The organism is Streptomyces sp. NPDC004126 (genome assembly GCF_050275515.1).
Lineage (GTDB): Bacteria > Actinomycetota > Actinomycetes > Streptomycetales > Streptomycetaceae > Streptomyces.
The window spans coordinates 449,981-472,575 of the sequence record NZ_JBNNPF010000001.1 but is presented as its reverse complement, the minus strand read 5'-3'; the positions used below and the strand labels follow the sequence as shown (position 1 = coordinate 472,575).

The 22,595-nt window shown below is 75.3% G+C and carries 18 protein-coding genes; 13 read left to right on the top strand and 5 right to left on the bottom strand.

Annotated features, from left to right (window positions below):
- Positions 1-7 precede the first annotated feature (7 nt).
- From ACQKM2_RS02240 to ACQKM2_RS02230, 3 genes are all read right to left on the bottom strand, one after another.
- Positions 8-1,753 (bottom strand): condensation domain-containing protein, encoded by a 1,746-nt coding sequence (locus ACQKM2_RS02240; RefSeq protein WP_427705565.1) that lies wholly within the window; start codon positions 1,751-1,753, stop codon positions 8-10.
- Positions 1,750-3,483: a carbamoyltransferase family protein gene (locus tag ACQKM2_RS02235; protein ID WP_427705563.1), complete on the bottom strand. Its 1,734-nt coding sequence runs from the start codon at positions 3,481-3,483 to the stop codon at positions 1,750-1,752. The genes ACQKM2_RS02240 and ACQKM2_RS02235 overlap by 4 nt, the downstream gene beginning before the upstream one ends.
- 70 nt (positions 3,484-3,553) lie before the next feature.
- Entirely contained in the window at positions 3,554-4,141 is a 588-nt protein-coding gene (locus ACQKM2_RS02230) for an XRE family transcriptional regulator (RefSeq protein WP_427705561.1), read from the bottom strand.
- A 539-nt stretch (positions 4,142-4,680) separates the two neighbouring features.
- Here ACQKM2_RS02230 and ACQKM2_RS02225 point away from each other — a divergent pair.
- The 9 genes from ACQKM2_RS02225 to ACQKM2_RS02185 all read left to right on the top strand — a co-directional run bounded on the left by ACQKM2_RS02225 (position 4,681) and on the right by ACQKM2_RS02185 (position 16,278).
- Positions 4,681-6,072, top strand: a complete 1,392-nt coding sequence (locus ACQKM2_RS02225; RefSeq protein WP_427705559.1) for a KamA family radical SAM protein — start codon at positions 4,681-4,683, stop codon at positions 6,070-6,072.
- Positions 6,073-6,129: 57 nt separating this feature from the next.
- A complete protein-coding gene (gene vioD / locus ACQKM2_RS02220) occupies positions 6,130-7,260 on the top strand; it encodes a capreomycidine synthase (protein ID WP_427705557.1) in 1,131 nt (376 codons plus the stop codon).
- A complete protein-coding gene (locus ACQKM2_RS02215) occupies positions 7,257-9,194 on the top strand; it encodes an amino acid adenylation domain-containing protein (RefSeq protein WP_427705555.1) in 1,938 nt (645 codons plus the stop codon). The genes vioD and ACQKM2_RS02215 overlap by 4 nt, the downstream gene beginning before the upstream one ends.
- 120 nt (positions 9,195-9,314) lie before the next feature.
- On the top strand, positions 9,315-10,349 hold the full coding sequence (gene vioC / locus ACQKM2_RS02210; protein WP_427705552.1) for an arginine beta-hydroxylase, Fe(II)/alpha-ketoglutarate-dependent: 1,035 nt from the start codon (positions 9,315-9,317) through the stop codon (positions 10,347-10,349).
- A gap of 7 nt (positions 10,350-10,356) precedes the next feature.
- Positions 10,357-11,097, top strand: coding sequence for a hypothetical protein (locus ACQKM2_RS02205; RefSeq protein ID WP_427705549.1), 741 nt, complete (start codon positions 10,357-10,359; stop codon positions 11,095-11,097).
- A gap of 40 nt (positions 11,098-11,137) precedes the next feature.
- Positions 11,138-13,177, top strand: a complete 2,040-nt coding sequence (locus tag ACQKM2_RS02200; protein WP_427705546.1) for an NAD-dependent epimerase/dehydratase family protein — start codon at positions 11,138-11,140, stop codon at positions 13,175-13,177.
- Positions 13,178-13,206: 29 nt separating this feature from the next.
- Positions 13,207-13,902 (top strand): PIG-L deacetylase family protein, encoded by a 696-nt coding sequence (locus ACQKM2_RS02195; RefSeq protein WP_427705544.1) that lies wholly within the window; start codon positions 13,207-13,209, stop codon positions 13,900-13,902.
- Positions 13,895-15,127 (top strand): ATP-grasp domain-containing protein, encoded by a 1,233-nt coding sequence (locus ACQKM2_RS02190; protein WP_427705541.1) that lies wholly within the window; start codon positions 13,895-13,897, stop codon positions 15,125-15,127. The genes ACQKM2_RS02195 and ACQKM2_RS02190 overlap by 8 nt, the downstream gene beginning before the upstream one ends.
- A 71-nt stretch (positions 15,128-15,198) precedes the next feature.
- Positions 15,199-16,278, top strand: coding sequence for a glycosyltransferase (locus tag ACQKM2_RS02185; protein ID WP_427705538.1), 1,080 nt, complete (start codon positions 15,199-15,201; stop codon positions 16,276-16,278).
- Here the strand turns inward: ACQKM2_RS02185 and ACQKM2_RS02180 are convergent.
- On the bottom strand, positions 16,243-17,862 hold the full coding sequence (locus ACQKM2_RS02180) for a CocE/NonD family hydrolase (RefSeq protein ID WP_427705535.1): 1,620 nt from the start codon (positions 17,860-17,862) through the stop codon (positions 16,243-16,245). The genes ACQKM2_RS02185 and ACQKM2_RS02180 overlap by 36 nt on opposite strands.
- Positions 17,863-17,896: 34 nt before the next feature.
- Here ACQKM2_RS02180 and ACQKM2_RS02175 point away from each other — a divergent pair, with 34 nt between their 5' ends.
- From ACQKM2_RS02175 to ACQKM2_RS02160, 4 genes are read left to right on the top strand one after another with little or no spacing between them, the layout of a single operon-like run.
- Positions 17,897-19,417 carry an AMP-binding protein gene (locus ACQKM2_RS02175; RefSeq protein WP_427705532.1) on the top strand — a complete coding sequence of 507 codons (1,521 nt, stop codon included), beginning with the start codon at positions 17,897-17,899 and terminating at the stop codon, positions 19,415-19,417.
- Entirely contained in the window at positions 19,414-20,445 is a 1,032-nt protein-coding gene (locus ACQKM2_RS02170; RefSeq protein ID WP_427705529.1) for a macrolide 2'-phosphotransferase, read from the top strand. Before ACQKM2_RS02175 ends, ACQKM2_RS02170 begins: the two co-directional genes overlap by 4 nt.
- On the top strand, positions 20,442-21,278 hold the full coding sequence (locus ACQKM2_RS02165; RefSeq protein WP_427705526.1) for an alpha/beta fold hydrolase: 837 nt from the start codon (positions 20,442-20,444) through the stop codon (positions 21,276-21,278). Before ACQKM2_RS02170 ends, ACQKM2_RS02165 begins: the two co-directional genes overlap by 4 nt.
- Complete coding sequence (locus tag ACQKM2_RS02160) at positions 21,268-22,017, top strand: nucleoside 2-deoxyribosyltransferase domain-containing protein (protein ID WP_427705523.1); 750 nt, start codon at positions 21,268-21,270, stop codon at positions 22,015-22,017. The genes ACQKM2_RS02165 and ACQKM2_RS02160 overlap by 11 nt, the downstream gene beginning before the upstream one ends.
- On the opposite strand, the gene ACQKM2_RS02155 is transcribed toward ACQKM2_RS02160, so the two are convergent.
- Positions 21,993-22,565 carry a GNAT family N-acetyltransferase gene (locus tag ACQKM2_RS02155; protein WP_427705520.1) on the bottom strand — a complete coding sequence of 191 codons (573 nt, stop codon included), beginning with the start codon at positions 22,563-22,565 and terminating at the stop codon, positions 21,993-21,995. The two genes, ACQKM2_RS02160 and ACQKM2_RS02155, sit on opposite strands and share 25 nt — an antisense overlap.
- Between the last annotated feature and the right edge of the window lie 30 nt (positions 22,566-22,595).

Genomic DNA, 22,595 nt, shown 5'->3' with positions numbered 1-22,595 from the left:
GGGGCGTTCAGCGGGTGGGTGCCTCGGGGGCGGGGGGCGACAGTGCGGTGAGGAGGTCGGTGAGCAGGGCCCGGTGGCGGGCGGCGAGGGCGCTGACGGTCGCCGCCCGGTGCAGGGCGGTGGAGTACCACCACTCGACGCGCAGCGTCCCGTCGTCGGTGGTGGCGATCACCTCCACCGCGTGCGGGCGGGTCCAGTGGGGCGCGGTGATGTCGCCCACCGGTTCCGGGGCCACCTCCGTCAGCAGGGTGCCCAGCGGCAGGGAGTCGACGTCGTCGCCCTCGTAGTCGAACGAGACGTCGCTGGGCGGGGCGGCCCGCAGGACGGCGGCGGTCCGGGGCCGGCCGTGCCGGGCGAGCGCTCCGTGGCCGACCCCGCCGCCGGGGAGGGCCGCGAGGTGGCCCACGGTCCGGGCCAGGCGTTCGGCCGGGGTTCCGGGAGCCAGGTCGAGGCGGACCGGGACGGTGGAGGTGAACCAGCCGGTGGTGCGGGACAGATGGGAGTCCCCGACGGTCTCCTCGCGGCCGTGGCGCAGGAGGTCCACGCGTACGGCCGGCTCCCCGAGCCGCTCGCCGAGGGCCTCCCCGAGGGCGTGCAGCACGAGGTCGCCGGGGTGGGCCCGGTGGGCCCGGGCGGCGGCGTGGAGGCGGGCGGTGAGGTCCCGCGGGAACTCCTCCAGGTGCGTGGCGGCGGTGGCCGCGGTGTTCCCGGCCCGCGGGTCGGCCGGTGCCTGCGCCCCCTCCCCGGCCGCGGGCAGGTCCGGCGGCAGCGTGGCGGGGGTGCGGGCCACCTGGGTCCACCACTCCGCCTCGGCCTCCGCCTCGGGGGTGCGGGCGTGGGCGGCCAGGGCCCCGGCCCACTCGGGGTACGAGGTGCCCTCGGCCGGCCAGGCGTCGTCCCGGCCGGCCTCCAGCGCCGTGTAGGTCTCCTCCAGGTCGGCCAGCACCACCGACCACGACAGCATGTCGATCGCGAGCTGGTGGAAGACGATCAGCAGCCGGCCGGGCCGGGAGGGGCCGGCGTCGAAGCGGACGAAGCGGGCCACGCGCCCCGCCCGCGGGTCCAGGGAGCGCTGCTCCAGCTCGCACCGGAGGGTGACGGCCGCCGACAGGTCGGCGTCGGCGAGTTCGGATATCTCCACGGTGTCGAGCACCGGGCCCAGGGCGTCGGCGGGCGGCCCGTCGGTCGCCAGGGCCGCCGTCCGCTGCCGGGGCCGCCGGGCGGGGCGCTCCTCGACGGCGAGGCGGAGCGAGGCGTGGCCGGCGACCAGCCGCCGCACGGTCTCGGCGAACAGGTCCGGGTCGATGTCCGGCCGGGTGGTGAAGAGCATGGCCTGGTTCCACTGGCCGCGTTCGCCCGTCTGCTCCTCCCAGGCCTGTTCCTGGGAGGGGGTGAGGACGACCGGGTCGTGGGGGGTGCCGGGCGGGTCGGCCTCGGCGCCGCCGCGGCGGGCGGCCCGCTCGGCGACCAGCACGGCCAGGGCGGCCGCCGTCAGTCCGGGCGCGAACAGCTCGCGCAGCTGCACCCGCACCCCGTACGAGGTCTCGATGCGGCGGGCGGTGCGGATCAGGTCGATGGAGTCCACGCCGAGGTCGCGCAGCGGGGCGGTGAGGTCGGTGTCGGGGGTCAGGACCGCCTCGGCGAGCCAGCCGGTGAGGCGGGCGCGGATCTCCTCGGCGGCGGGCCCGGCCGGGACGGGCGGCGCGGCGTCCGTCCCGGCGGGGGGAGCGTCCTGGCGTGCCGGGGCGGTCACGCGCCGGCCTCCCCGAGGGCTCCGGCGGGGCGGCGCACGAGGAACGGGCCGAGGGCGAGGGCGTCCAGCGGCAGCCGGTGGAAGGTGGCGAGGGCGTCCCGGGGCGTGCACACGACGGGTTCGTCACGGCCGTTGAAGGAGGTGTTCATGACGACGGCGGTCCCGGTGTGGCCGCCGACCTCGCCGATGAGGCGGTGGTAGAGCGGGTCGACGGCGGCGGAGACGGTCTGCGGACGCGTGGTGAGGTCGCTGTGGACCACGGCCGGCATGGCCGCGGCGCCGGCCTCGGTCACCGGAGTGGTGACGATCATGTACGGCAGCGGGGTGGCGGTGCCGATCAGGGACTCGGCGACCTCCTCCTGCATGCTGGGGGCGAACGGGCGCCACGCCTCGCGGTCCTTGATGCGGATGTTGACCCGGTCCCGCGTGGACTCGGGGCTGGGCACGGCGACGAGGCTGCGGTGGCCCAGGGCGCGGGGGCCGCCCTCGGCGCGGCCCTGGAACCATCCGGCGACCCCGCCGGAGGCGAGGACGCCGGCGGTGGCCGCGGCGATGTCTGCGGGCTCGCTGTACGCGGTGCCGGTGGCCTCCAGGACCTCGCGGATCTCCCCGGCGGACCACTGCGGGCCCCAGGCGACCGAGCCGGTCATGGGCAGGATCCGGTCGCCCTCCTCGGCGGCGACCCAGACCGCCGCGCCCAGCGAGACGCCCGCGTCGCCCGCGATCGGCTGGACGAAGAGGTCCCGGACCTCGGGCATCCGCATGAGCTTGCCGTTGAGGGTGGCGTTGAAGCCGACCCCGCCGGCGATCATCAGGGTGGTCTCGCCGGTCTCCCGCAGCAGGCCGCGGACCAGGCCCGTCACGGCCCGCTCCAGCGCGGCCTGCGCGGTGGCGGCGAGGTCCCGGTACTCGAACGGGTCCCGGTCGGTGGTCTTGGTGTACCGGCCGTAGTGCGGGTCGAAGTGGCGCACGGTGTGGTTGGGGGCGTCCCGGAGGGTCTTCTCCAGGTGCTCCAGCCAGTACCGGATGGTGGCCGTCTCCTCGTCGGTGCTGCCGGTCGAGCGCAGGTCGGGCGGGACGACGCCGACGGTGTAGTCCTCGTCGGTGAAGCCGAGGGCGCCGCCGAAGGTGAGGTCGCCGGGGGTGCCGTAGGAGGCCAGGCCCATCATCTTGCCCGCGTTGTCGGCGCCGAGGCCGGCGTAGGCGCAGACGGCGGCGTAGAAGTAGCCGAGGGACCAGCCGGGGGTGTGGGAGCGCAGGGTCTTGATCCGGCCGTCGATGCCGACGGCGAGGGTGGTGCTCGCGTTCTCGCCCTGGCCGTCCAGGACGAGGACGGCGCCCCGGTCGCGCCCCGAGAGGAGGTAGGCGCTGGCGGCGTGGGCGACGTGGTGGTCGACGAAAGTGAGCCGGGGGTCGCGGGCGCGCGGGAAGAGGGCCTTGGGCAGGAGGTGTTCGAGGGCGTCGGCGTCGCTGTCGAACCAGTCCAGGCCGCGGTCCGCGAAGAGCGTGGGCAGGTCCCACCCGTGGGCGACGACGTCGATGTCGTCCAGGGTGAGACCGCCCTCCGCGAGGCAGTGGGCAGCGGCGTTCAAGGGCGCCTCGCCGTAGGCGTGCTTGTTGCGGGTGAAGCGTTCCTCCTCGGCCAGGGCGATGACTTCGCCGTCCACGACGAGGCAGGCAGCACCGTCGTGGCTGGCGCCGGGCCAGCCGTTGACTCCGAGCACACGCATGGTCAGTCCCCAAGGGTCGGTCGTCGGGTCCGCCGGGTGCGCCGGGGGCCCAGGCCGCCCGGCGTTCCGGTCATGCCAACGGATCTTGGCGGTCCGCCGGGTTGTACACGACCAGGGAGTTTGTGCGGAGATCCGCGGCGAAGATCGCGGAGGCCGCCTTGAGCACCGCGTTCGCGTGCCGCAGTTCCTCGACCTCGCTGCGCAGCCGGCGCAGTTCGGCCCGCTCGTCGACCGTCAGCGCGCCGGCGGCCACCCGGCGCCGGCCGGCGCCCGCCCCGGGTGCGGGCGGAGCGGGGGCCGCGGGGGTGCGGGGCGCGGCCGGCCGCCGGGCGGGGGCGGGTCCCTCGTCCGCGGGGCGGCGGTGGCCGGCGGTCGGCTGGGGCGGCACCAGACCGGGGGCGCGCGGCTGTCCGCGGGCGGGGGCGTCGGGTCCTTCCAGTTCGCTGCTGAGCCGGTACCAGCGGCGGGCCCACGGCTCGGGGTCGCCGTCGCAGGCGGCCACGTAGGCGAGGGTCACTTTCAGCGAGGGTTTGTGCAGCCCGCGGGCCGCTTCGGCGAGGGTGGCCACGGAGTAGTGGGCGCGTTTGGCCATGGTCCGGTAGGAGGGGTTCCCGGCCTGCCTGCGCAGCAGGCGCAGGTCGTGGGCGAATTGCTCCAACGGTCCCGCCGTGGGGTCCAGTAACCGCTCTGGCCTGGGCATGCTTCTCCCCCTGCTCATCGATGGTGTTGAACGAAGCACATGGTCCATCCGGGCCGTACAACCTGGTCGGGGCGCACGGCCGGGAGGTGCGCCGGGCTGGAGGCCCCTCAGGCGACCGGATACCTCAGCACCGGATCTCTCGGACATTGGTACATGCCACTGACAAATCGATCAATCATCAGTCGAGAATTCCGGCCACTTCCGGCACGGGTCGTCCGATTTCGGTTCCTTGCCGAACCGGCGGGCCACCGCCCGTTCTCCGGGCATTCCGCTTCGGCCGTCCGACGGAGGACTGTACAAGGCCGCTTCCGTCCGGAGCCCCGTACAGCGGCTCCTGCGGCGGCTCGTACAACCCTTCGTCCCCGTCGGCCGGTTGTACAGGGGCGCACGGCAGCTGCGCCCCGTACAACCTGACCTCGTGTACAACGCCGGGGCTCTGCAAGATCGGTTGACGTCAGGCGATACGGCCGAAACCGACGGGATTGGGTGGCGGGTTGGTGGACACAGCACGCAGCCAGACGGAATCAGCGGCTCTCGAAGCCGTCTACGCGTACCGGAGCCGTCCGCTCGCGGAACCCGACTGGAGACGCTTCCCGGGCTGGCGCGAGGTCACCGAGGCGGAGTGGGCGGATCCGCAGTGGCAGCGCGCCCATTGCGTCAAGGACGCGAAGGGACTGCGCGCCGTCGTCGGCGACCTGCTCGACGAGGAGTTCTACGAGGACTGGGAGCAGGACCGGTTGCACCGGGCGACGATGTCGGTGCTGCTGCCGCCCCAGATGATCAACACGATGGCCGCGGAGGCCTCGGCGGCCCGCCCCGGCGAGCTGACCAAGGCCTTCTACGACGACCCCGTACGGCGCTACATGCTGCCGGTCCTCTCCGACCGGCACCCGGTGTGGCCCTCGCACCCGATGGCCAGCCGGGACTCGCTGCACGAGCAGGACATGTGGGTGGTGGAGGGGCTGACCCACCGCTACCCCACGAAGGTGCTGGCGGAGCTGCTGTCGACCTGCCCGCAGTACTGCGGGCACTGCACCCGGATGGACCTGGTCGGCAACTCCACCCCGCAGGTCACCAAGAACAGGCTCCAGCTCAAGCCGGCCGACCGGGCCGATCGGATCCTGGCGCACCTGCGCGCCACCCCGGGCATCCGGGACGTGGTGGTCTCCGGCGGCGACCTGGCGAACATGCCCTGGCCGCGGCTGGAGCGCTTCGTGGACGGGCTGCTGGACATCGAGTCGGTCCGCGACATCCGGCTGGCCAGCAAGGGCCTGATCGGACTGCCGCAGCACTGGAGCTCCGCCCCGGTGCTGCGGGGTGTGGAACGCGTCGCCGCCAAGGCGCGGTCCCGGGGCGTGCGCATCGCGCTGCACACCCACGCCAACGCCGCCCAGCAGGTGACGTCCGGCGTGGCCCGGGCGGCCTGGGGCCTGCTGGGCGCCGGCCTGCACGACGTGCGCAACCAGGGCGTGCTGATGCGCGGGGTCAACGACAGCGCGCACGACCTGCTCGACCTGTGCTTCGCGCTCTGCGACCACGCCGGCATCACTCCGTACTACTTCTACATGTGCGACATGATCCCGAACGCCGAGCACTGGCGGGTCCCGCTGCACAGCGCACAGCAGATCCAGCGTCAGATCATGGGCTACCTCCCGGGGTTCGCCACTCCGCGCATCGTGTGCGACGTGCCGATGGCCGGCAAGCGGTGGGTGGACCAGGCGGACGCCTACGACCGGGAACTCGGCGTCTCGCACTGGAGCAAGAGCTACCTCACCCCGCTGGAGGCGGCGGCCCCGGACGCCCACAGCGGCTCGTACCACTACTACGACCCCATCGACACGCTCCCCCTCTCCGGGCAGCGCTGGTGGCGGGAAGCCCGTCAGGGGTAGAGAAGGGACAGTTGCACAGCCATGAGCAGTCTCCGTCCACGGCATGAAGAACCTCCGGTGCTGGAGGAGTGGTACCGCCGGCACCTCGGCCCGGACATCCACGACATCAGCTCCAGCGGGGTCCACCCGTACACCTTCGCCGAGATACGCGACCTGTGCCGGATCTCCACCGCCGACCTCGACGAGATCGTCATGGACGACAGCGTCTCGCAGGGCGGGGCCGGCATCCGCGCGGCCATCGCCGACCGGTACGCCGGCGGCGACGCCGACCGGGTGCTGGTCACGCACGGCTCCAGCGAGGCCATCGCGCTGACCCTGAGCACGCTGCTGCACCCCGGCGACCGGGTCGTCGTCCAGGAGGGCATCTACCACTCGCTCGGCCACTATCCGCGGGCGGCGGGATGCGAGGTCGTCACCCTGCCGGCGACGGCGGTCCGCGACGGCGAGATCGACCCGGAGGTGCTGACCGCCCTGGTCACCCCTGGCACCGCGGCCGTCATCGTCAACTTCCCGCACAACCCCACCGGGGTCTCCCTCTCCCCGCACGGCCTGAAGGCCCTCACGGAGCGCACCGCCGTCACCGGCGCCACGCTCGTCTGGGACGCGGCCACCGCCGAGATCGCCCACCGCTGGGAGGTACTGCCCGATCCCGGCGCGGACGGCGGCGACACCGTCTCCTACGGCACCTTCTCCAAGACGTTCGGCCTGCCCGGGCTGCGCGTGGGCTGGGCCGTCGCGCCCAAGCCCCTGCTGACCGCCACCTTCCCGCTGCGCGACCGGACCACCCTGTTCCTGTCGCCGCTGGTCGAGCTGATCGCCGAGCGGGCGATGCGCAACGCCGACGTGCTGATCGGGGCACGGGCGGCCGGGGCACGGCGCAACCTGGCGCACCTGACGGAGTGGATGGCCGAGCACGAGGCGCTCGGGCTGGTCCGGTGGACCCCGCCGGAGGGCGGGGTGTGCGCGCTGCCGGTCTTCCGCGAGCTGGAGCGGGCCGGCGCCGGCCCCGAGGCGGTGGAACGGTTCTGCCTGGAGCTGCTGGACCGGCACCGCACCCTGCTGGTCCCGGGCACGGCCTTCGGGGCTCCGCACGGCGCCCGGCTGGGCTTCGGCGGCCCGGAAGCGGCCTTCCGGGCGGGCCTGGACGGCCTGTCGGCCTTCCTGCGCACCCGCGGGCCGGGCCGGTGACCGCCGCGACCGGGAGCGGCCACGGGCTCGACGTGCTCGACCTGTGGGAGCGGTCGGTGCGCGCCCATCCCGCCCGGCCGGCCCTGGTGACCCCGCACCGGGTGCTGGCGTACGGCGAGGCGGACCGGCTGACCGACGCCTGGGCCGACTCGCTCGTCGAGCGCGGTGCCGCCCCCGGGCGGCTGGTGGGCCTGGCGTTCGCCGATCCCGCCCGTACGGTGCTCGGGATGCTGGCGGCGCTCAAGGCCGGAGCGGGCTTCACCGTCCTGGACGACCGGCTCCCGGCCGCGGCCCGCGCGGCGCTGGTCCGCCGCACCGCTGCCGCCGTCTGGCTGGGCGACGGCGACCACGCGCCGGAGACCGCGTACGTACCGGTGCCGGCGCCCGGCGCGGTGCCCGACGGCGTGGCGCCCGACGGCACGGCGCCCGACGGCGCGGCCGGGACGCGGCGCCGGCCGGCGGCCGCCGGGTCCGACGTGGCCTACGTGCTGTTCACCTCCGGCTCCACCGGACAGCCCAAGGGCACGGTCGTCGAGCGGGACGCCCTGGGCCGGTTCGCGACCGCCGTCGCCGAGCGGCTCGCGCTGACCCCGGACGACCGCTGGCTCCAGGTGGCCTCGCTGGGCTTCGACGTACTGATCGAGGAGGTGTTCCCCGCCTTCGCGGCCGGTGCGGCGGTGGTGTGCCGGGAGGACACCCGCGCCCTGGACGCCGAGGAGCTCCACGTCGCCATGGCCCGCAGCCGGACCACCGTGGTGGAACTGTCCACCCAGTACTGGCTGGAGTACGCCCGCTGGCTGGAGACCGCCGCGGCGACCACCCCGCAGGCCCTGCGCACCGTGGTGGTCGGCGGCGAACGGATGGACCCGCGGCCCTACCGGGAGTGGCAGGACCGGCAGCCCGCCGCCCTCGCCCACGTGTACGGCCTCACCGAGTGCACGGTCAGCTCCACCTTCTACACCGGACGGCTCCCGGCCAACGCCGACGAGGTGCCGCTCGGCACCCCGCTGCGGGACGTGGAGATCACGGTCCGCCGCGACGGCCGGCCGGTGCCCGACGGCGAGACCGGGGAGATCCACATCGGGGGCCCGCTGCTGGCCCGCGGCTTCCTCGACGACGACGCGGCCACCGCCCGGCGCTTCGTCCCCGACCCGTACGCCACCGCACCCGGCGCCCGCGCGTACGTGACGGGCGACCTCGGCCGCGTCGACGCCGACGGGCAGCTGGTCTTCCTCGGCCGGGCCGACGACCAGATCAAGATCCGCGGGCACCGGCTGGAGCCCGCCCGGGTGGAGCGCGCCCTGTGCGAGGCGGCCGGCGTGGGCCAGGCCGTGGTCTTCCCCGACCCCGCGACCGGCACGGTCCTGTGGGCGTTCACCGTGCCCGCCGATCCGGCGGCGGCGCCGCTGCCGGGGGAGGCCGTACGGCTCACGGGCGCGGACCGGGACGCGCTGGTCGCGCCGCTGGAGGCGCAGCTGCCGGACTGGGCGGTGCCGCGGGTGCTCCACCGGGTGGCCGTCCTGCCGAAGAACCCGCACGGCAAGATCGACAAGAGGCTGCTGGCCGCCTGGGCGACCGGCACCGCGACCGCCCCGCCCGCCCCGGCACAGGCCCTGGCGAAGGCCCCGTCCCTCCAGGGTCCCGGCGCCGGGGCGCACGGTCCGGACGGGGCCGGTCCCGGCGAGCCGCTGGGCACCACGCTGGGCCTCTTCCGCGAGGTCCTGGGCGACCCGAGCCTGGGCCCCGACGACAACTTCTTCGACCACGGCGGCCAGTCCCTGCTCGCCATGCGCCTGCTCGCGCGGCTGCGCGAGTCCCACTCCGGCGCCGCCGGACTCCGCGCGAGCGCGCTCTTCGCCTCGCCCACGCCCCGGCTGCTCGCCGCGGCGCTCACGGCCGCCCCGTCCTCCGGCGGAATGCCGGCCGGGCGCTGAACCGGCGGGCCCGCACCCCGCGGACCACCTGCACGCCACCGCACCACCCGAGGGCCCCGGCCCGGCTCCGGCCGGCCGCGGGCAGCAGCAACCATCCCCGACCACTCAGCGAGAGTTGGCATGTCGAACCTCACCGACCAGTCCACACACGGTTACACCCTGACGCCCGACGAGGCCTCCGCCACAGCGGACCTGTGCCTCGAACTGGCCTCCGCCTACCCGTCCTTCGGCGACCCCGGGCTGCTCCACGACCTGCCCCGGCTGGCCGCGGGCCTGCCGGAGGGCGTGCAGCGCTTCCTGCGCGAGTTCCAACTGGCCGACCGCCACGGCCACGCCGTGATCAGCGGCCACGACTTCGACCAGCAGCGCATAGGCCCCACCCCCGACCACTGGCGCGGCCGCCTGCGGCCCGGCCCGGAGTTCCCCGAGGAGCTCCTGCTGATGCTCTACTCGGCGCTGCTCGGCGAGCCGTTCGGCTGGGCCACCCAGCAGGACGGGCACCTCGTGCACGACATCTTCCCGATCCGGGCGCACGAGAACGACCAGCTCGGCATGGGCAGCAAGGAGCTGCTCACCTGGCACACCGAGGACGCCTTCCACCCCTACCGCAGCGACTACCTGATCCTCGGTGCGCTGCGCAACCCGGACCACGTCCCGACGACGGTCGGCGAGCTCGACCTGTCCTCGCTGTCCGCCGACGACATCGACGTCCTCTTCGAGCCGCGCTTCTACATCGCGCCCGACGAGTCGCACCTGCCGAAGAACAACACCATCGCCTCCGAGGAGGAGGCGGCCCGCTTCGCCACCATCCAGCGGATGATCGACGAACGGCCGCTCGGCCCGCTGCTGTACGGCTCGCGCGTCGACCCGTACATGCGTCTCGACCCGTACTTCACCTCCGTCCCGGAGGACGACACCGACGCCCGCCGCGCCTACGACGCACTGTTCAAGGTGGTGGACGCCGCGATGCGCGAGGTCGTGGCGGACCAGGGGGACGTGCTGTTCATCGACAACCACCGGGCGGTGCACGGCCGGCTGCCGTTCCGGGCCCGCTACGACGGCACCGACCGCTGGCTGAAGCGGGTGTGCGTGACCTCGGACCTGCGGCGCTCGCGCGAGATGCGGGCCACCGCCCGGACCCGGCTGCTGGGCTGACGCGCCGGTGACCCCCACCACCCTGACCGACCTGTCCCGGGACCCGGAGCTGCTGCCCGCCGTCGACGCCCTGATCGGCGCCAACATGCCGGAGTTCATGAGCTGGGAATCCCCGGGCAACTGGCGCTGGCACGGCATGTACGACCGCTACCCCGCCCACCAGCTGTGCCTGGTGGACGGCGACGGGCAACTGGTGGCGGCGGCCAACGGGCTGCCGGTCCGCTGGGACGGCAGCCCCGCCTCCCTGCCGGGAGGCAGCGACGAGGTGCTGGTGGAGGCCGTCGACCACGGCCCGCCGGACCGGACCGACGCCGTGTGCATGCTGTCGGTGTCCGTGGACCGCGCGCACCGGGCGGCCGGGCACGCCGAACGACTGCTCACCGAGGTGCGCCGGCGGGCCGCCGAGCACGCCCCCCGGGGCGTGGTCATCCCGGTCCGGCCCACCCGCAAGCCGCACTACCCGCTGATCCCCCTCGCCGACTACGCCGCCTGGCGGCTGCCCGACGGGCGCTGCTTCGACCCCTGGCTGCGGACCCACCTGGAGCTCGGCGCGAGCCGGCTCGGCATCGCCGAACGCTCGCTGGTGATCCGTCAGCCGGTCCCGCGCTGGGAGGAGTTCCTCGGCCGGCCGCTGCCGGGCCCGGGCGCGTACCCGCTGCCCGGCGGGCTGGTGCCGCTGCAGGTCGCCGAGGACGGCCACGGCACCTACGCCGAGCCCAACGTGTGGGTCCACCACCCCGCCCTCTGAAAGCCCCCTTCCCCCGTTCCGTACACCCCTGGAGACGACCATGACTCCCGTACGCCTCGCGATCGTCGGGTGCGGCGCCGCCGCCCGCGGCTGCCACCTGCCCGCGCTGCCCCCGCTCAAGGGCGACGTGCAGCTCACCGCGCTGATCGACCGTGACCCGCGGCAGGCCGAGGCCGCGCTCGCCCTCTACCGGGAGCTGGGCGGCACCGCCGCCGAGCAGGTGGTGCTCGCCACCGACCCGGCCCTGGCCGCCGACGCGTTCGACGCCGCCGTCGTGGTGGCCCCGCACACCCTGCACGCGCCGATCGTCGAGGCGCTGCTGGCGGCGGGCAAGCACGTCCTGCTGGAGAAGCCCATGACCACCTCGGTCGAGGACGCCCGCCGGCTGGCGCGGACCGCCGAGGCCGAGGGCGCGCCGGTCCTGGCCATGGCCCACCCGCGCCGGCTCTTCCCCGCCTACGCCTGGATCAAGCGGCTCATCGACGCCGGCGACCTCGGCGAGGTCGTACGGGTCGACTGGTCCGAGGGGCACCCGTACGCCCACGAACCGGTCTCCTGGTCGATGTTCGACCGGCGCCTCGCGGGCGGCGGCGTCCTCACCGACACCGCCTCGCACGTCTTCGACACCCTGCTGTGGTGGCTGGGCCCCGACGTGGAGGTGGTCGGCGCCGAGGACAACTCGCTGGGCGGGGTGGAGACGGACGCCCACGTCCGGCTGCGGTTCGGCACCACCGACGTGACCTGCGACTTCAGCCGGCTGCGCGACCTCGGCATCAGCTGCACGGTCACCGGTACCCGTGCGACGGTGACGATCGGCACCGACTTCCCGGCCGGAGAGTGCACCCTGGTCACCGCCGACGGCGTGGAGCTGCACCGCGGGGACGTGCCGGCCCAGGCCCCGGCGCAGGACGAGTGGGAACTGCTGTTCAGCGAGCAGCTCGCCAACTTCGCGGCGGCCGTGCGCGGAGCGGCCGCCGTCCACTCCACCGCGCAGGACGGCGTACGGGTGGTCGAGCTGATCCAGGAGTGCTACGGCGGCCCCGCCCACCAGCGGTCCGCGCAGCCGTGGACGACCCGGGGCCGGGAGGCCGAGGCCGGGTCCGGCGCCCTGCCCGCGCTGGCCGGCCGCACCGTGGCCGTCACCGGCGCGAGCGGGTTCATCGGCGGCCGGCTCGTCGAACGGCTGGTGCTCGGCACCGAGGCCCGGGTCCGGCCCGTGGTGCGCGGCTTCGGCCGGGCCGCCCGGCTGTCGGTCCTGCCGCAGGACCGGCTGGAGTTCCGCCAGGGCGACCTGCTGGACGAGGCCGCGCTCCGGGAGGCGTTCGAGGGCTGCGACACCGTCGTGCACTGCGCGTTCGGCAGCTCCGGCGACGAGGGCGACCGCTGGGCAGCCTCCGTCGCGGGCACCGGGAACGTGCTGGCCGCCGCCCGCGCCGCCGGTGTGCGCCGCGTGGTCCACCTGAGCACGATCGACGTCTACGACCCGGCCGTGACCGGCGCCCTGACCGAGGACTCCGCCGCACGCCCGGCCGACCCCGCCGACCAGGAGTACGAGCAGCAGAAGCTCGCCGCCGAACAGCTCGTCGTACGGGCCCACGGCGACGGCCTGGAGACGGTGGTGATCCAGCCCGGCGTGGTCCACGGCCCCTGGGGCGGCCAGTGGACGACGGCGCAGCTCGGCCGCCCGGAGGGCGACTTCGCCCAGCTCCCGGCCGGTGGCGACGGCGGCGTGTGCAACGCCGTGTACGTGGACGACCTGGCCGAGGCCGTGCTGCTCGCCGTGGACACCGCGGCCGCGGCCGGCGAGCGGTTCCTCGTGGGGCACCCCGAAGAACTGCGCTGGGGCGCGTTCTTCGACGCGGTCCGCGCGCTGCGCGGGCTGGGCGGCCCCGGGGCCGTCACCGCCGGGGAACCGGTGGCCGACTGGGAGCTGGAGCTTTACCGCTCGACGGCCCGCGCCGACTACGCCAAGGCCCGCCGGGTGCTGGGCTTCACCGCGCGCACCCCGTTCGCCGAGGCGTCCGCGGCCACCGCGGAGTGGGCCCGCTGGGCCGGCGAAGCCCCGGAGGCCGGGGCGTGACCGCGGGCAGCGACGGGACGGGATCCGGGGTGACCGACGTACTGGTCGTCGCACCGCACCCCGACGACGACGTGATCGGCTGCGGCGGATCCATCGCCAAGCACGTGCGCGACGGTGCCCGGGTGACCGTGGTGATCGTCATCGGCCGTGAGCGCAGTGCCCTGGACGACGCGGTCACCGACGCCGAGTTCGCCGCCGAGACCGAGGCCGCCGCGAAGGCCCTGGGCGTGCACCGCTGCATCCGGTTCGACGAGCCGTCGCGGGACTTCACGCTCAGCCGCCGGGTCCACCTCGACCTCGTACGGGTGCTGCGCGAGGTGCGGCCGCAGGTGGTGTACCTGCCGCACGACAACGACGACGACGTCGAACACCGCATGGTGCACCAACTCGCCCTCGAAGCCCTGTGGATGGCGAGCTCCGAGTTCTTCCACGAGGCCGGCGGGCCGCCGAGCCCGGCGCCGCGCCTGGTCCTCGGCTACGAGGTGTGGGCGCCGATGGCGCGCTTCCAGTACGCCGAGGACATCGGTGAGCAGATCGGGGCCAAGGTGGAGGCGATGCGCGCGTACGCCTCCCAGCTCCGGCACGCCGCCTGGGACGAGGGCGTGGAGGGACTGGCCCGCTACCGCGGGGCCGTCTCCGCCGGCTCCGGCCACGCGGAGGTGTTCCAGGTGCTGAGCCTGGGCGCCCCGCCGCCGGCGGGTCCGGCGGGAGGCGGCCGTGGTTGACCGCCTGCTGGTGTGCGGGCTCGGCTCCGGCATGGACCGGTCGCTGGGCGAACTGCGCTCGCCCCGCCGGGAGCTGGTGGTGGTGACCGAACGGCCCACGGACCGGGTCCGCGCCGCCGCCGACGTCCTGCTGGTGTGCGACCCGAACGACGCGGTGGCGGTCCTCGCCGAGCTGTCCGCCGCCGGCATCGACCGGATCGACGGGGTGTTCTCGCTCGGCGCGGACAACCCGCCGGTGATCAGCACGCTCGCACGGCGCTTCGGCTGCCCGGGCCTGCCCCTGGAGACGGCCCTGAACTGCACGTCCAAGGACCGGCGGCTGGCCGTCCTGCGCAAGGCGGGGCTCGACCTGCCGCGGTTCGCGACCGCCGAGAGCGTCGGCGAGGCCGTACGGGCGGTCGCCGACATCGGGCTGCCGGCGGTCATCAAGCCCAGCGACCAGACCGGTTCGCTGGGCGTGATGAAGGTGGAGTCGGCCGACCGGGTGCGGGAACTGGCGCAGGAGGCGCTGCGGCTCAGCCCGAGCGGCCGGATCGTGGTCGAGGAGTTCCTGGAGGGCACCGAGCACACCCTGGCGGCCTTCATGGTCGACGGGGAGCTGCACCGATTCGGGTTCGCCGACCGGGAGTACGGGCGCAAGGAGGAGTTCGCCCCGCACTTCTTCGAGGGCGGCGACACCCTGCCGAGCGTACTGACCGGGGAGCAGATCGAGGAGGTCACGGACACCGTCCGGCGCGGGGCCCGGGCCCTGCGCCTGGACCCCGCGGTGATCAACACCGACATCCTGCGCACCCGCGACGGCCGGGTGGTCCTGCTGGAGATCACCTGCCGGATCACCGGGGCCCGGATCGCCACCGAGGTGATGCGGCTCGCCACCGGGGTCGACCCGCTGCCCAACGTGGTCCGTCTCGCCCTGGGGCAGCCCCTGGACCTCGCCGAGCTGGCGCCGCGGCACAGCCGGGCCGTGGTGCAGCGGTTCGTACCGGCGGACGGCGGGGTCGTCGAGTGGGTCGGCGACCCGCAGGACGTCGCCCGCCGGGCCGGGGTGCACGACGTGTTCTGGGGACTGGACCTGGAACCCGGCACCGAACTGCCCTCCTACCGCGGCGGCTCCGACGTGCTGGCCGGGGTGATCGCCCACGCCGAGGCGCCGGCGGAGGCCGAGGCCATCGCCGAACGCACGCTGCGCGCCCTGCCCCTGCGGTTGCGGGAGCCCGCCCGGTGACCGCGCACCGACCGGCCCGCGCCACCGCGCCGGCCCACCGTACGCACACGAACGACACAAGGGAGAACGGGATGGCCACCGACCCGGTGGACGAGGCCGCGGTCGACAAGGGCATCGCCCGGACCGCCGTGGTCATCGCCCTGCGCGACGACCTGCGGATCGCCGACTGCATCGCCTCCATCGAGGAGGACGTCGAGATCGTCCTGGCGCTGAACGGCCCCAGCGACGCCGTGCTGAAGCTGATCGCCGAGCATCCGCGCCCGCTGACCGTCACGGAGATCGAGGACGTCGGCAACCTCGGGGCGGCCTACAACGCCGGCGCCGCCGCCACCGACCGGCAGTACCTGCTGCTGATGGACTCCGACTGCACCTTCGCCCCGGGCGTGGTCCGCGCCATGGTGCGGGCGGTGCTCACCGAGCCCGTGGTCAAGGGACAGGTGGTCTACGGGGAGTCGGAGGGCCTGCTCAGCCGGCTCACCGCGCGGGTCCGCGAGTTCGACGAGGGCGACTACGTCAGCGCGCTGTCCCCGCCGCTGATCTACAACCGGGACATCGTCGACCACATCGGCGGCTACCACTTCGACGAGCTGATCCACTGGTGCGAGGACCGGGAGTTCGACTTCCGGCTCCAGCTGGCGGGCATCCCCGTGGTGTACCTGCCGGAGGCGCGGATCTTCCACGACGCCCAGCACGGCTTCGCCAACATGCGCAGCTACTTCCGCTACGGCGTCGGCGAGGGCATCGCCCAGGAGACGGGCGTGTTCACCACTCCGGCGGTGCCGGTGGCGTGGCGGCTGTTCGAGGCCTCGCGGACGCTGGTGCACTGCGCCCGGGACAAGGGGGCCGGAGCGGCGGCGTACTACGCCCTGCTGAAGGCGGCCTTCCACGTGGGCACCGCCCACCACCTGCTCAACGACCCGTACCGGGTGCGCGACCGCTACCCGGCCTCGGCCAAGCGGGCCCGGATGGTGCGCTCGATCCCGCAGCACAGCACCAAGCTGTCCGGCGCCCAGCTGCGGCGGCTGCGGCGGGCCCACTGGGAGGCGGGCCGGCGGATCGAGAAGGTGGCGGACCTGTCGGTCTTCCACCCGGACGCCGCCGGCCCCGGTCCCGCGTCAGGCGCCGGGCAGGCGCGGCAGCAGCAGGCGTGAGGGATGGTCACCGCCGTGGTGGACGGTGTGGTGGGCCAGGGACGGCGGATGGACGTCGAAGCGCGGTGCGTTGCTGGCCGCGACCTCCAGACGGATCCGGTGGCCCGCGCGGAACACGTGGCCCACCGCCCCCACCGCGACGGTGACCTCCACCGGCCCGCCGGCGCCCCCGCCGTCCGGCCCCGCCGCGAGCCGGCGGACCCCGTCGCACAGCAGCTCGGCGCGGCCGCCGGGGTGGACGTCGACGAGCTTGGCCGTCACGTCCGCGCCGGCGGCGTCCGGGGTGACGTACACGGTCAGGACGGTGTCGCCGACGACGGTCACCGGCGCGCCCAGCGGCTCGCCGGTGAAGCAGAGCACGTCGGGACGGAGTTCCACCTCGCGCTGGTCCAGCGGGCCGCAGTCGCCGCCGGTGAACTGCCCGGGCAGGGCGGTGGCGCCGCCGGTGGTGGGCACCGGGTCGGCCGGGTCGTGACGGATCCGGTCCGCCCCGGCGCGTGCCGGGGCGGGGCCGGACGTCAGGCTGCGGCCGTCGAGGTGCAGGACGAGCTCCTCGGTGCCGGGGACGGGCCAGTCGGGGAAGGCGCGCCAGGCGTCGGCGCCGGTGAGGAACAGCCGCACCGCGTCGCGCCGGCCGGGGCCCTCGCCGGAGCGGCGCAGATGCTCGTCGAAATGCTCCAGGTGCAGGGCGGTGACATCGAGTTCGGCCTCGTCCGCGGCCAGTCCGTAACGACGCTGGGGGAATATTCCGCCGGTGATGCAGTGCGACCACGGACCGACCACCAGACGCGTACTGTTCCCGCATTCACGAATTCCCCGGTAATTCTCCAGGGCGCCGGCGAGGAATATGTCGTACCAGCCGGTGAGGTGCAGCACGGGGACGTCCACCGCCGGGTACGCCGCACGGGGCGCGGCGCGCAGCCAGTACGGGTCCCCGGCCGGGTGCTCGCGCCAGCGGCGGTAGTACGGCGCCAGGCGGTCCAGCAGCTCCTCGGCGGCGGCCGGGTCGCGGTACAGCTCGTCGATCCGGTCGACGGCCCCGGCCACCTCGGCCCGCTCGGCCGCGCTCAGCCCGGCCCCTTCCAGCAGGAGGTCGTAGAGCACCCAGTACAGGACGAAGCCCAGCTGGAAGGCGCCGCCCTGGCGGGTCCAGCCCTCGTCGAAGCCCGATCCGGCCACGTGCGGGACGACGGCGCCCAGGCCCGGCGGGCGCTCCGCCGCGGCGAGCAGCGCCGCCATGGCCTCGTAGGACCGGCCGAACAGCCCGGCCGAGCCGTCGCACCACGGCTGCGACACGGCCCAGGCGACGGTGTCCGCGCCGTCGGCGGCCTCGTGCCAGTACGGATCGAAGACGCCGCCGGAACCGAACCGGCCGCGGACGTCCTGCACCAGCAGGGCGTACCCGGCGCGGACCAGGCGCAGCCCGTCGACGGACGCGCCGCCCGGTGCGCCGGACCTTCCGTAGGGCGTGCGGCGCACCAGTACCGGAACGGGGTCCGCGGTGTCGGGCCGGTAGAGGTCGGCGGCCAATAAGACGCCGTCGCGCACGGGTATTTCCAGATCGTGTTCCACAACAATACGCACCCGCTCATATTCCATCAGGACGAGGAAATTCACAATGCAGTCCTCCGGAAACACCGGAATTCCTTTGCTGGAACCGTTCTTCGAAACGGCGCGCACCGATCCCGCCCGCCCGGCCGTCATCGACAACGGACTCGTCATCGGCTACGGCGTCTTCGCCGCCTGGGTGCTGGAGGTGGCGGCCGCCGTCACCCCGCGCACGGACCGGCCGCAGCCGCCGGTCGGGGTGGTCGTGCACCACTCGGCCCGGGACGTGGCCGCCCTGCTCGGCGTGCTCGCGGCGGGCCGGGCGTACGTACCGCTGGAGGCCGGACATCCGCCGGCCCGGCTGGAGTCGGTCCTGGCCCGGCTGGGCGTCGAGGAGGCCGTGGCGACCGCGGACACCGGCTGGCAGCCGCCGGTCGCGCGGGTGGTCCGCCCGCGCTGGGCGCCCGCCGCGCCCGCACCGGGGGCCGTCGTGCCGCCCGCCGCCGGTGCCCGCCCCGAGGACCCGGCGTACGTGCTGTTCACCTCGGGCTCCACCGGCGGACCCAAGGGCGTCGTGGTGCCGCACCGGGCGCTGTCCGCCGTGGTGCCGCCGCTGCGCACGCTGTACGGGACCGGTCCCGACGCCACCGTGCTGCACTTCCACGGCGCCGGCGGCGACACGAGCCTGGAGGAGATCCTCCCGACCCTGACCGGCGGGGCCACGCTCGTCGTCGACGACGCGGCCCGGGAACGGTTCGCCCAGGTGGCCGAGGAACAGGAGGTCACCGTCGCGGTGCTGCCGACCGGCTTCTGGCACGGCCTGGCCGGAGACCTGCTGCACCAGGGCGCGGGGCTTCCGGCGTCCCTGCGGACGGTGGTGATCGGCGGGGAGGCGGTGCGGGCCGACATGCTGGAGCGCTGGCGGCTCCTCGGCTCCGACGGGGTGCGCCTGCTCAACACGTACGGATCCACCGAGACGGCCCTGGTCACCCACGCCGTGCAGCTGGCCGGGCCGGGAGCGCCCGCCCTGCCCGCGGCCGGCGGCGACCTGCCGATCGGGCTCCCGCTGCCGCACGTCGGGCAGCGCATCGACCCGGCGGGGGAGTTGTCCGTGTCCGGGCCCGGCCTGGCGCTGGGCTACCACGGCGATCCCCGTGCGACGGCCGCCAGGTTCACCGAGCACGGGGGCGTCCGCTGGTACCGCACCGGGGACCTGGTCTCCGAGGCCCCCGGGGGAGCCCTGGTGTTCCGGGGCCGCTCCGACCACCAGGTCAAGATCCGCGGCCACCGGGTGGACCTGATCGAGGTGGAGGGCCTGGTCGGCAGCTGCCCGGGTGTCCTGGAGGCCGCCGCCGCCCGGGTGGAGCGCGCCGAACACAGCACCCTGGCCGCGTTCTTCGTACCGCTGCCCGACCACGACCCCGCCGAGGTGGCGGCGGCCGTCCGCGCCCGGCTGTCGGCCACGGCGGCCCCGCAGCTCGTCCCCAGCGTGCTGGTCCCCGTCCCGGCACTGGAACGCACCCACACCGGCAAGGTGGACCGCGACGCCACGCGGGACCGCCACCTCGCCGCCACCGGGGCGGACCGGTGAACCGGCCGCCCGCCGGAGCGCAGCCGACCGCACCCGCCCGCGGACCCGGCCCGTCCGAGCCGGCCGTCCGTGCCGACACGGCCGCGGACGACCGCGCCCGGCTGGACGACCGCGCCCGGCTGGACGGCCTCGTCGGGGAGGCGGCGCGGCGGCTCGGTGAGGAGCTCGACCCCGCGAGCGCCCGCGCCGACGAGTCCGGCTGGGACTTCCGCGTCGTGCACGTCCGGGCCGCCGACGGCACCCGCTGGATCCTGCGGCAGCCGCGGCGGCCCGAGGCCGCCGCGCTGCTGGCGTTCGAAGGGGCCGTGCTCACCGCCGTCCGCGACCGCGTGCCCGTGCCGGTGCCGCACTGGCGCCTGCACGCCCCGGACCTGGTCGCCTACCCCCGCCTGCCCGGCACGCCCGCGGGCACCGAGGACCCGGACACCCTGGTCTACGGCTGGTCCATGGACCCGCTGGCCCACCCCGACCGGTACCTGGAGCCGCTCGCCCGGACCCTGGTCGCGGTGCACACCACCCCGCCGGACGCCTCCCCGGCCCTCGCGGCCCGGGCGGCGGACGGGACGGACCCCGGCGCCGTCCGCGCCCGCACCGCGGACCGGCTCGCCCGGGCCCGGGCCGAACTCCCCCTCCCGGCGGCCGGGTTGCGCCGCTGGCAGTCCTGGCTGGACGACGACCGGCTGTGGCCCGGGCGGCCTGCGCTGGTCCACGGCGACGTCCACCCCGGGCACACCCTGGTGACCCGCCCGCGCTCCGGGCCCCCCGTCCTGGCCGGCCTGCTGGACTGGGCGAACGCCCATGTAGGCGATCCCGCCGTCGACTTCGTCGACATGCTGTACGCGGGCGGCCCCGCCGTCCTCGACCGGCTCCTCGCGGCCTACCGCGCCGCGGGCGGCGAGGTGCGCCCCGGCCTGCGGGAACACGTGCTGGCCCGGGCCGACTTCCTGTGGGTCCACGTGGCCCTGCGCGGCCTGGACACCGGCCGCCCCGCCTGGGTGGAGACGGCCCTGAGCAGGATGGCGCCGTGACGGCCCCGGGCGCCGGGACGCGCACGAGCGGCCGCACGCCGGGCGGGACGGCGTACACGGTGCACGGAGCGGCCGGCCCGCCGGTGGTCCTGGTCGCCGGCGCGGGCGGGTCGGGCCGGATCTGGGAACACCACCAGGTCCCGGCCCTCACCGCCGCGGGCCGCCGGGCCGTCACCTTCGACCACGTCCCGACGGCCGCAGGCCCCGTCGAACTGGCCGCACGGATACGCGAGTTGCTGCTGACCCTCGAACTCCCCGGGTGCCCGCTGGCGGGCCACTCGCTCGGCTCGCTCGCCGTCCAGGAACTGCTGCTGACCGACCCCGGCCTGGTGGGCGGCGCGCTGCTCGCCGCCACCCGGGGCCGGCCCGACGCGGTGGGGGAGGCCCTGGCGCGCGCCGAGGCGGCCACCGCCCGGGCCGGGACCGCGCTGCCCCCCGAGTACGAGGCCTTCGTCCGGCTCGTACAGAACCTCTCGCCCCGGACCCTCGCCGACGAGGGGGCGACGGCGTACTGGCTCGATCTGTTCGAACTCGCCGCGCTGACCGGCCGGTCGGCCGCCCACCGGCCGGGTCCGCCGGTCCGGGACCGGCTGGCCGAGTACGGCCGGATCACGGTGCCCGTGCACGTCGTGGGCTTCGCCGACGACGTGCTGGCACCGGCCCCGCTGGGCCGGGAGGTCGCGCGGGCGGTCCCCGGCGCCCGCTACACGGAGCTGGCGGACGCCGGCCACCTCGGGTTCCTGGAACGGCCCGAGGCCTTCAACACCGTCCTGCTGGACTTCCTCACCGCCCTCGCCCCGACGACCGACCCCGGAGTGCCCCGTGTCATGTGAGAGCCCTGTCGAGAGCTCCGTCACCGTCGTCCACGTCGGCCAGGAGCCGCCCGCGTCCTGGGCGGCGGCCGTGTACCTGTGCGGCCCGACCCCCACGGACCCGGCCGAGCCCTCCTGGCGCCCGGACGCCGTCGCCGCGCTGCGGTCGCTGTGGTCGGGGGCCGGCCGGCTGGTGGTGTTCCTGCCCGAGCCGGTGCCGGGCGGCGACTACCCGGCGTACCCGGACCAGATCGCCTGGGAGGAGGAGGCCATGAGCCGCTCCGACGTGGTCCTGTTCTGGATCCCGCGGGACATGGCCCGGCTCCCCGGCCTGGTGTCCAACGTCAAGTGGGGTACGTGGTACGACTCGGGCCGCGCCGTGCTCGGGGCCCCGCCGCAGGCCGAGCGCATGGAGTACCTGCTCCACTTCGCCGGGGCCCGCGACGTGCCCGTGGCCCGGACCCTCGCGGCGGCCGCCACGGCGGCCCTGCGGGCGGTCGGACCGGGCGGCGAGCGCAGCGGCGGCGAGCGGGCGGTGCCGCTGACGGTGTGGCGGACCGAGCCGTTCCGGGGCTGGTACACGGCCCGCCGGGAGGCCGGGGACCGGCTCCTGGACGCCCGGGTGGAGTGGTACGCGCCGCCGGCGGAGCCGGGCCGCACCGCCGACTGGCTGCTGACGGTGACGGTCGCGCCGGGCGACGGCTCCGGCCCGGCCGTCGCCCGCCTGCTCGCGGCTCAGGGGCAGGGCATGCTCATGTAGAGCGCGTGCTCGCCCTCGGACTCGGTGCCGTGGTAGAGCGCGGTGTCCAGGCCGCAGAAGGCGAAGCCCATGCGCCGGTAGGCGTGGATGGCCGGGGCGTTGACGTTGGTGACCTCCAGCCAGATGTGCCCGGCACCCCGCTCACGGGCGAACCCGACCGCGCGCCCCATCAACTCCCGCCCCAGGCCCCGCCCCCGGTGCCCCGGGGCGACCTCGATGTCCTCGATGGTCAGGCGCCGGTTCCACGGGGAGTAGGACACCGCGGCGAACCCGGCGACCGCCCCGCCGGCGCCGACGGCCACGAAAGTACGGCCGTCGGCGTCCTCACCGTCCTCCCCCTCCTCGCCGTCCCCGCTGCCGTCGTCCTCGGGGAACACCTTCACCAGCGGCGGGTCCACCGGCACCTCCCTGAAGGCGAAACCGTCCTCGCTGACGGCGACCTCGAAGACGGTGCCGGTGGTGAAGGACCCGTCGACGGCCTCGATGCCCTCGGTGTCCTCGGGCCGGGCGGTGCGGAACTCGTAAGCGGTGTCACTGGTAGCGGTCATACCCCGACCCTAGGCCCACCCCGTCCGGGT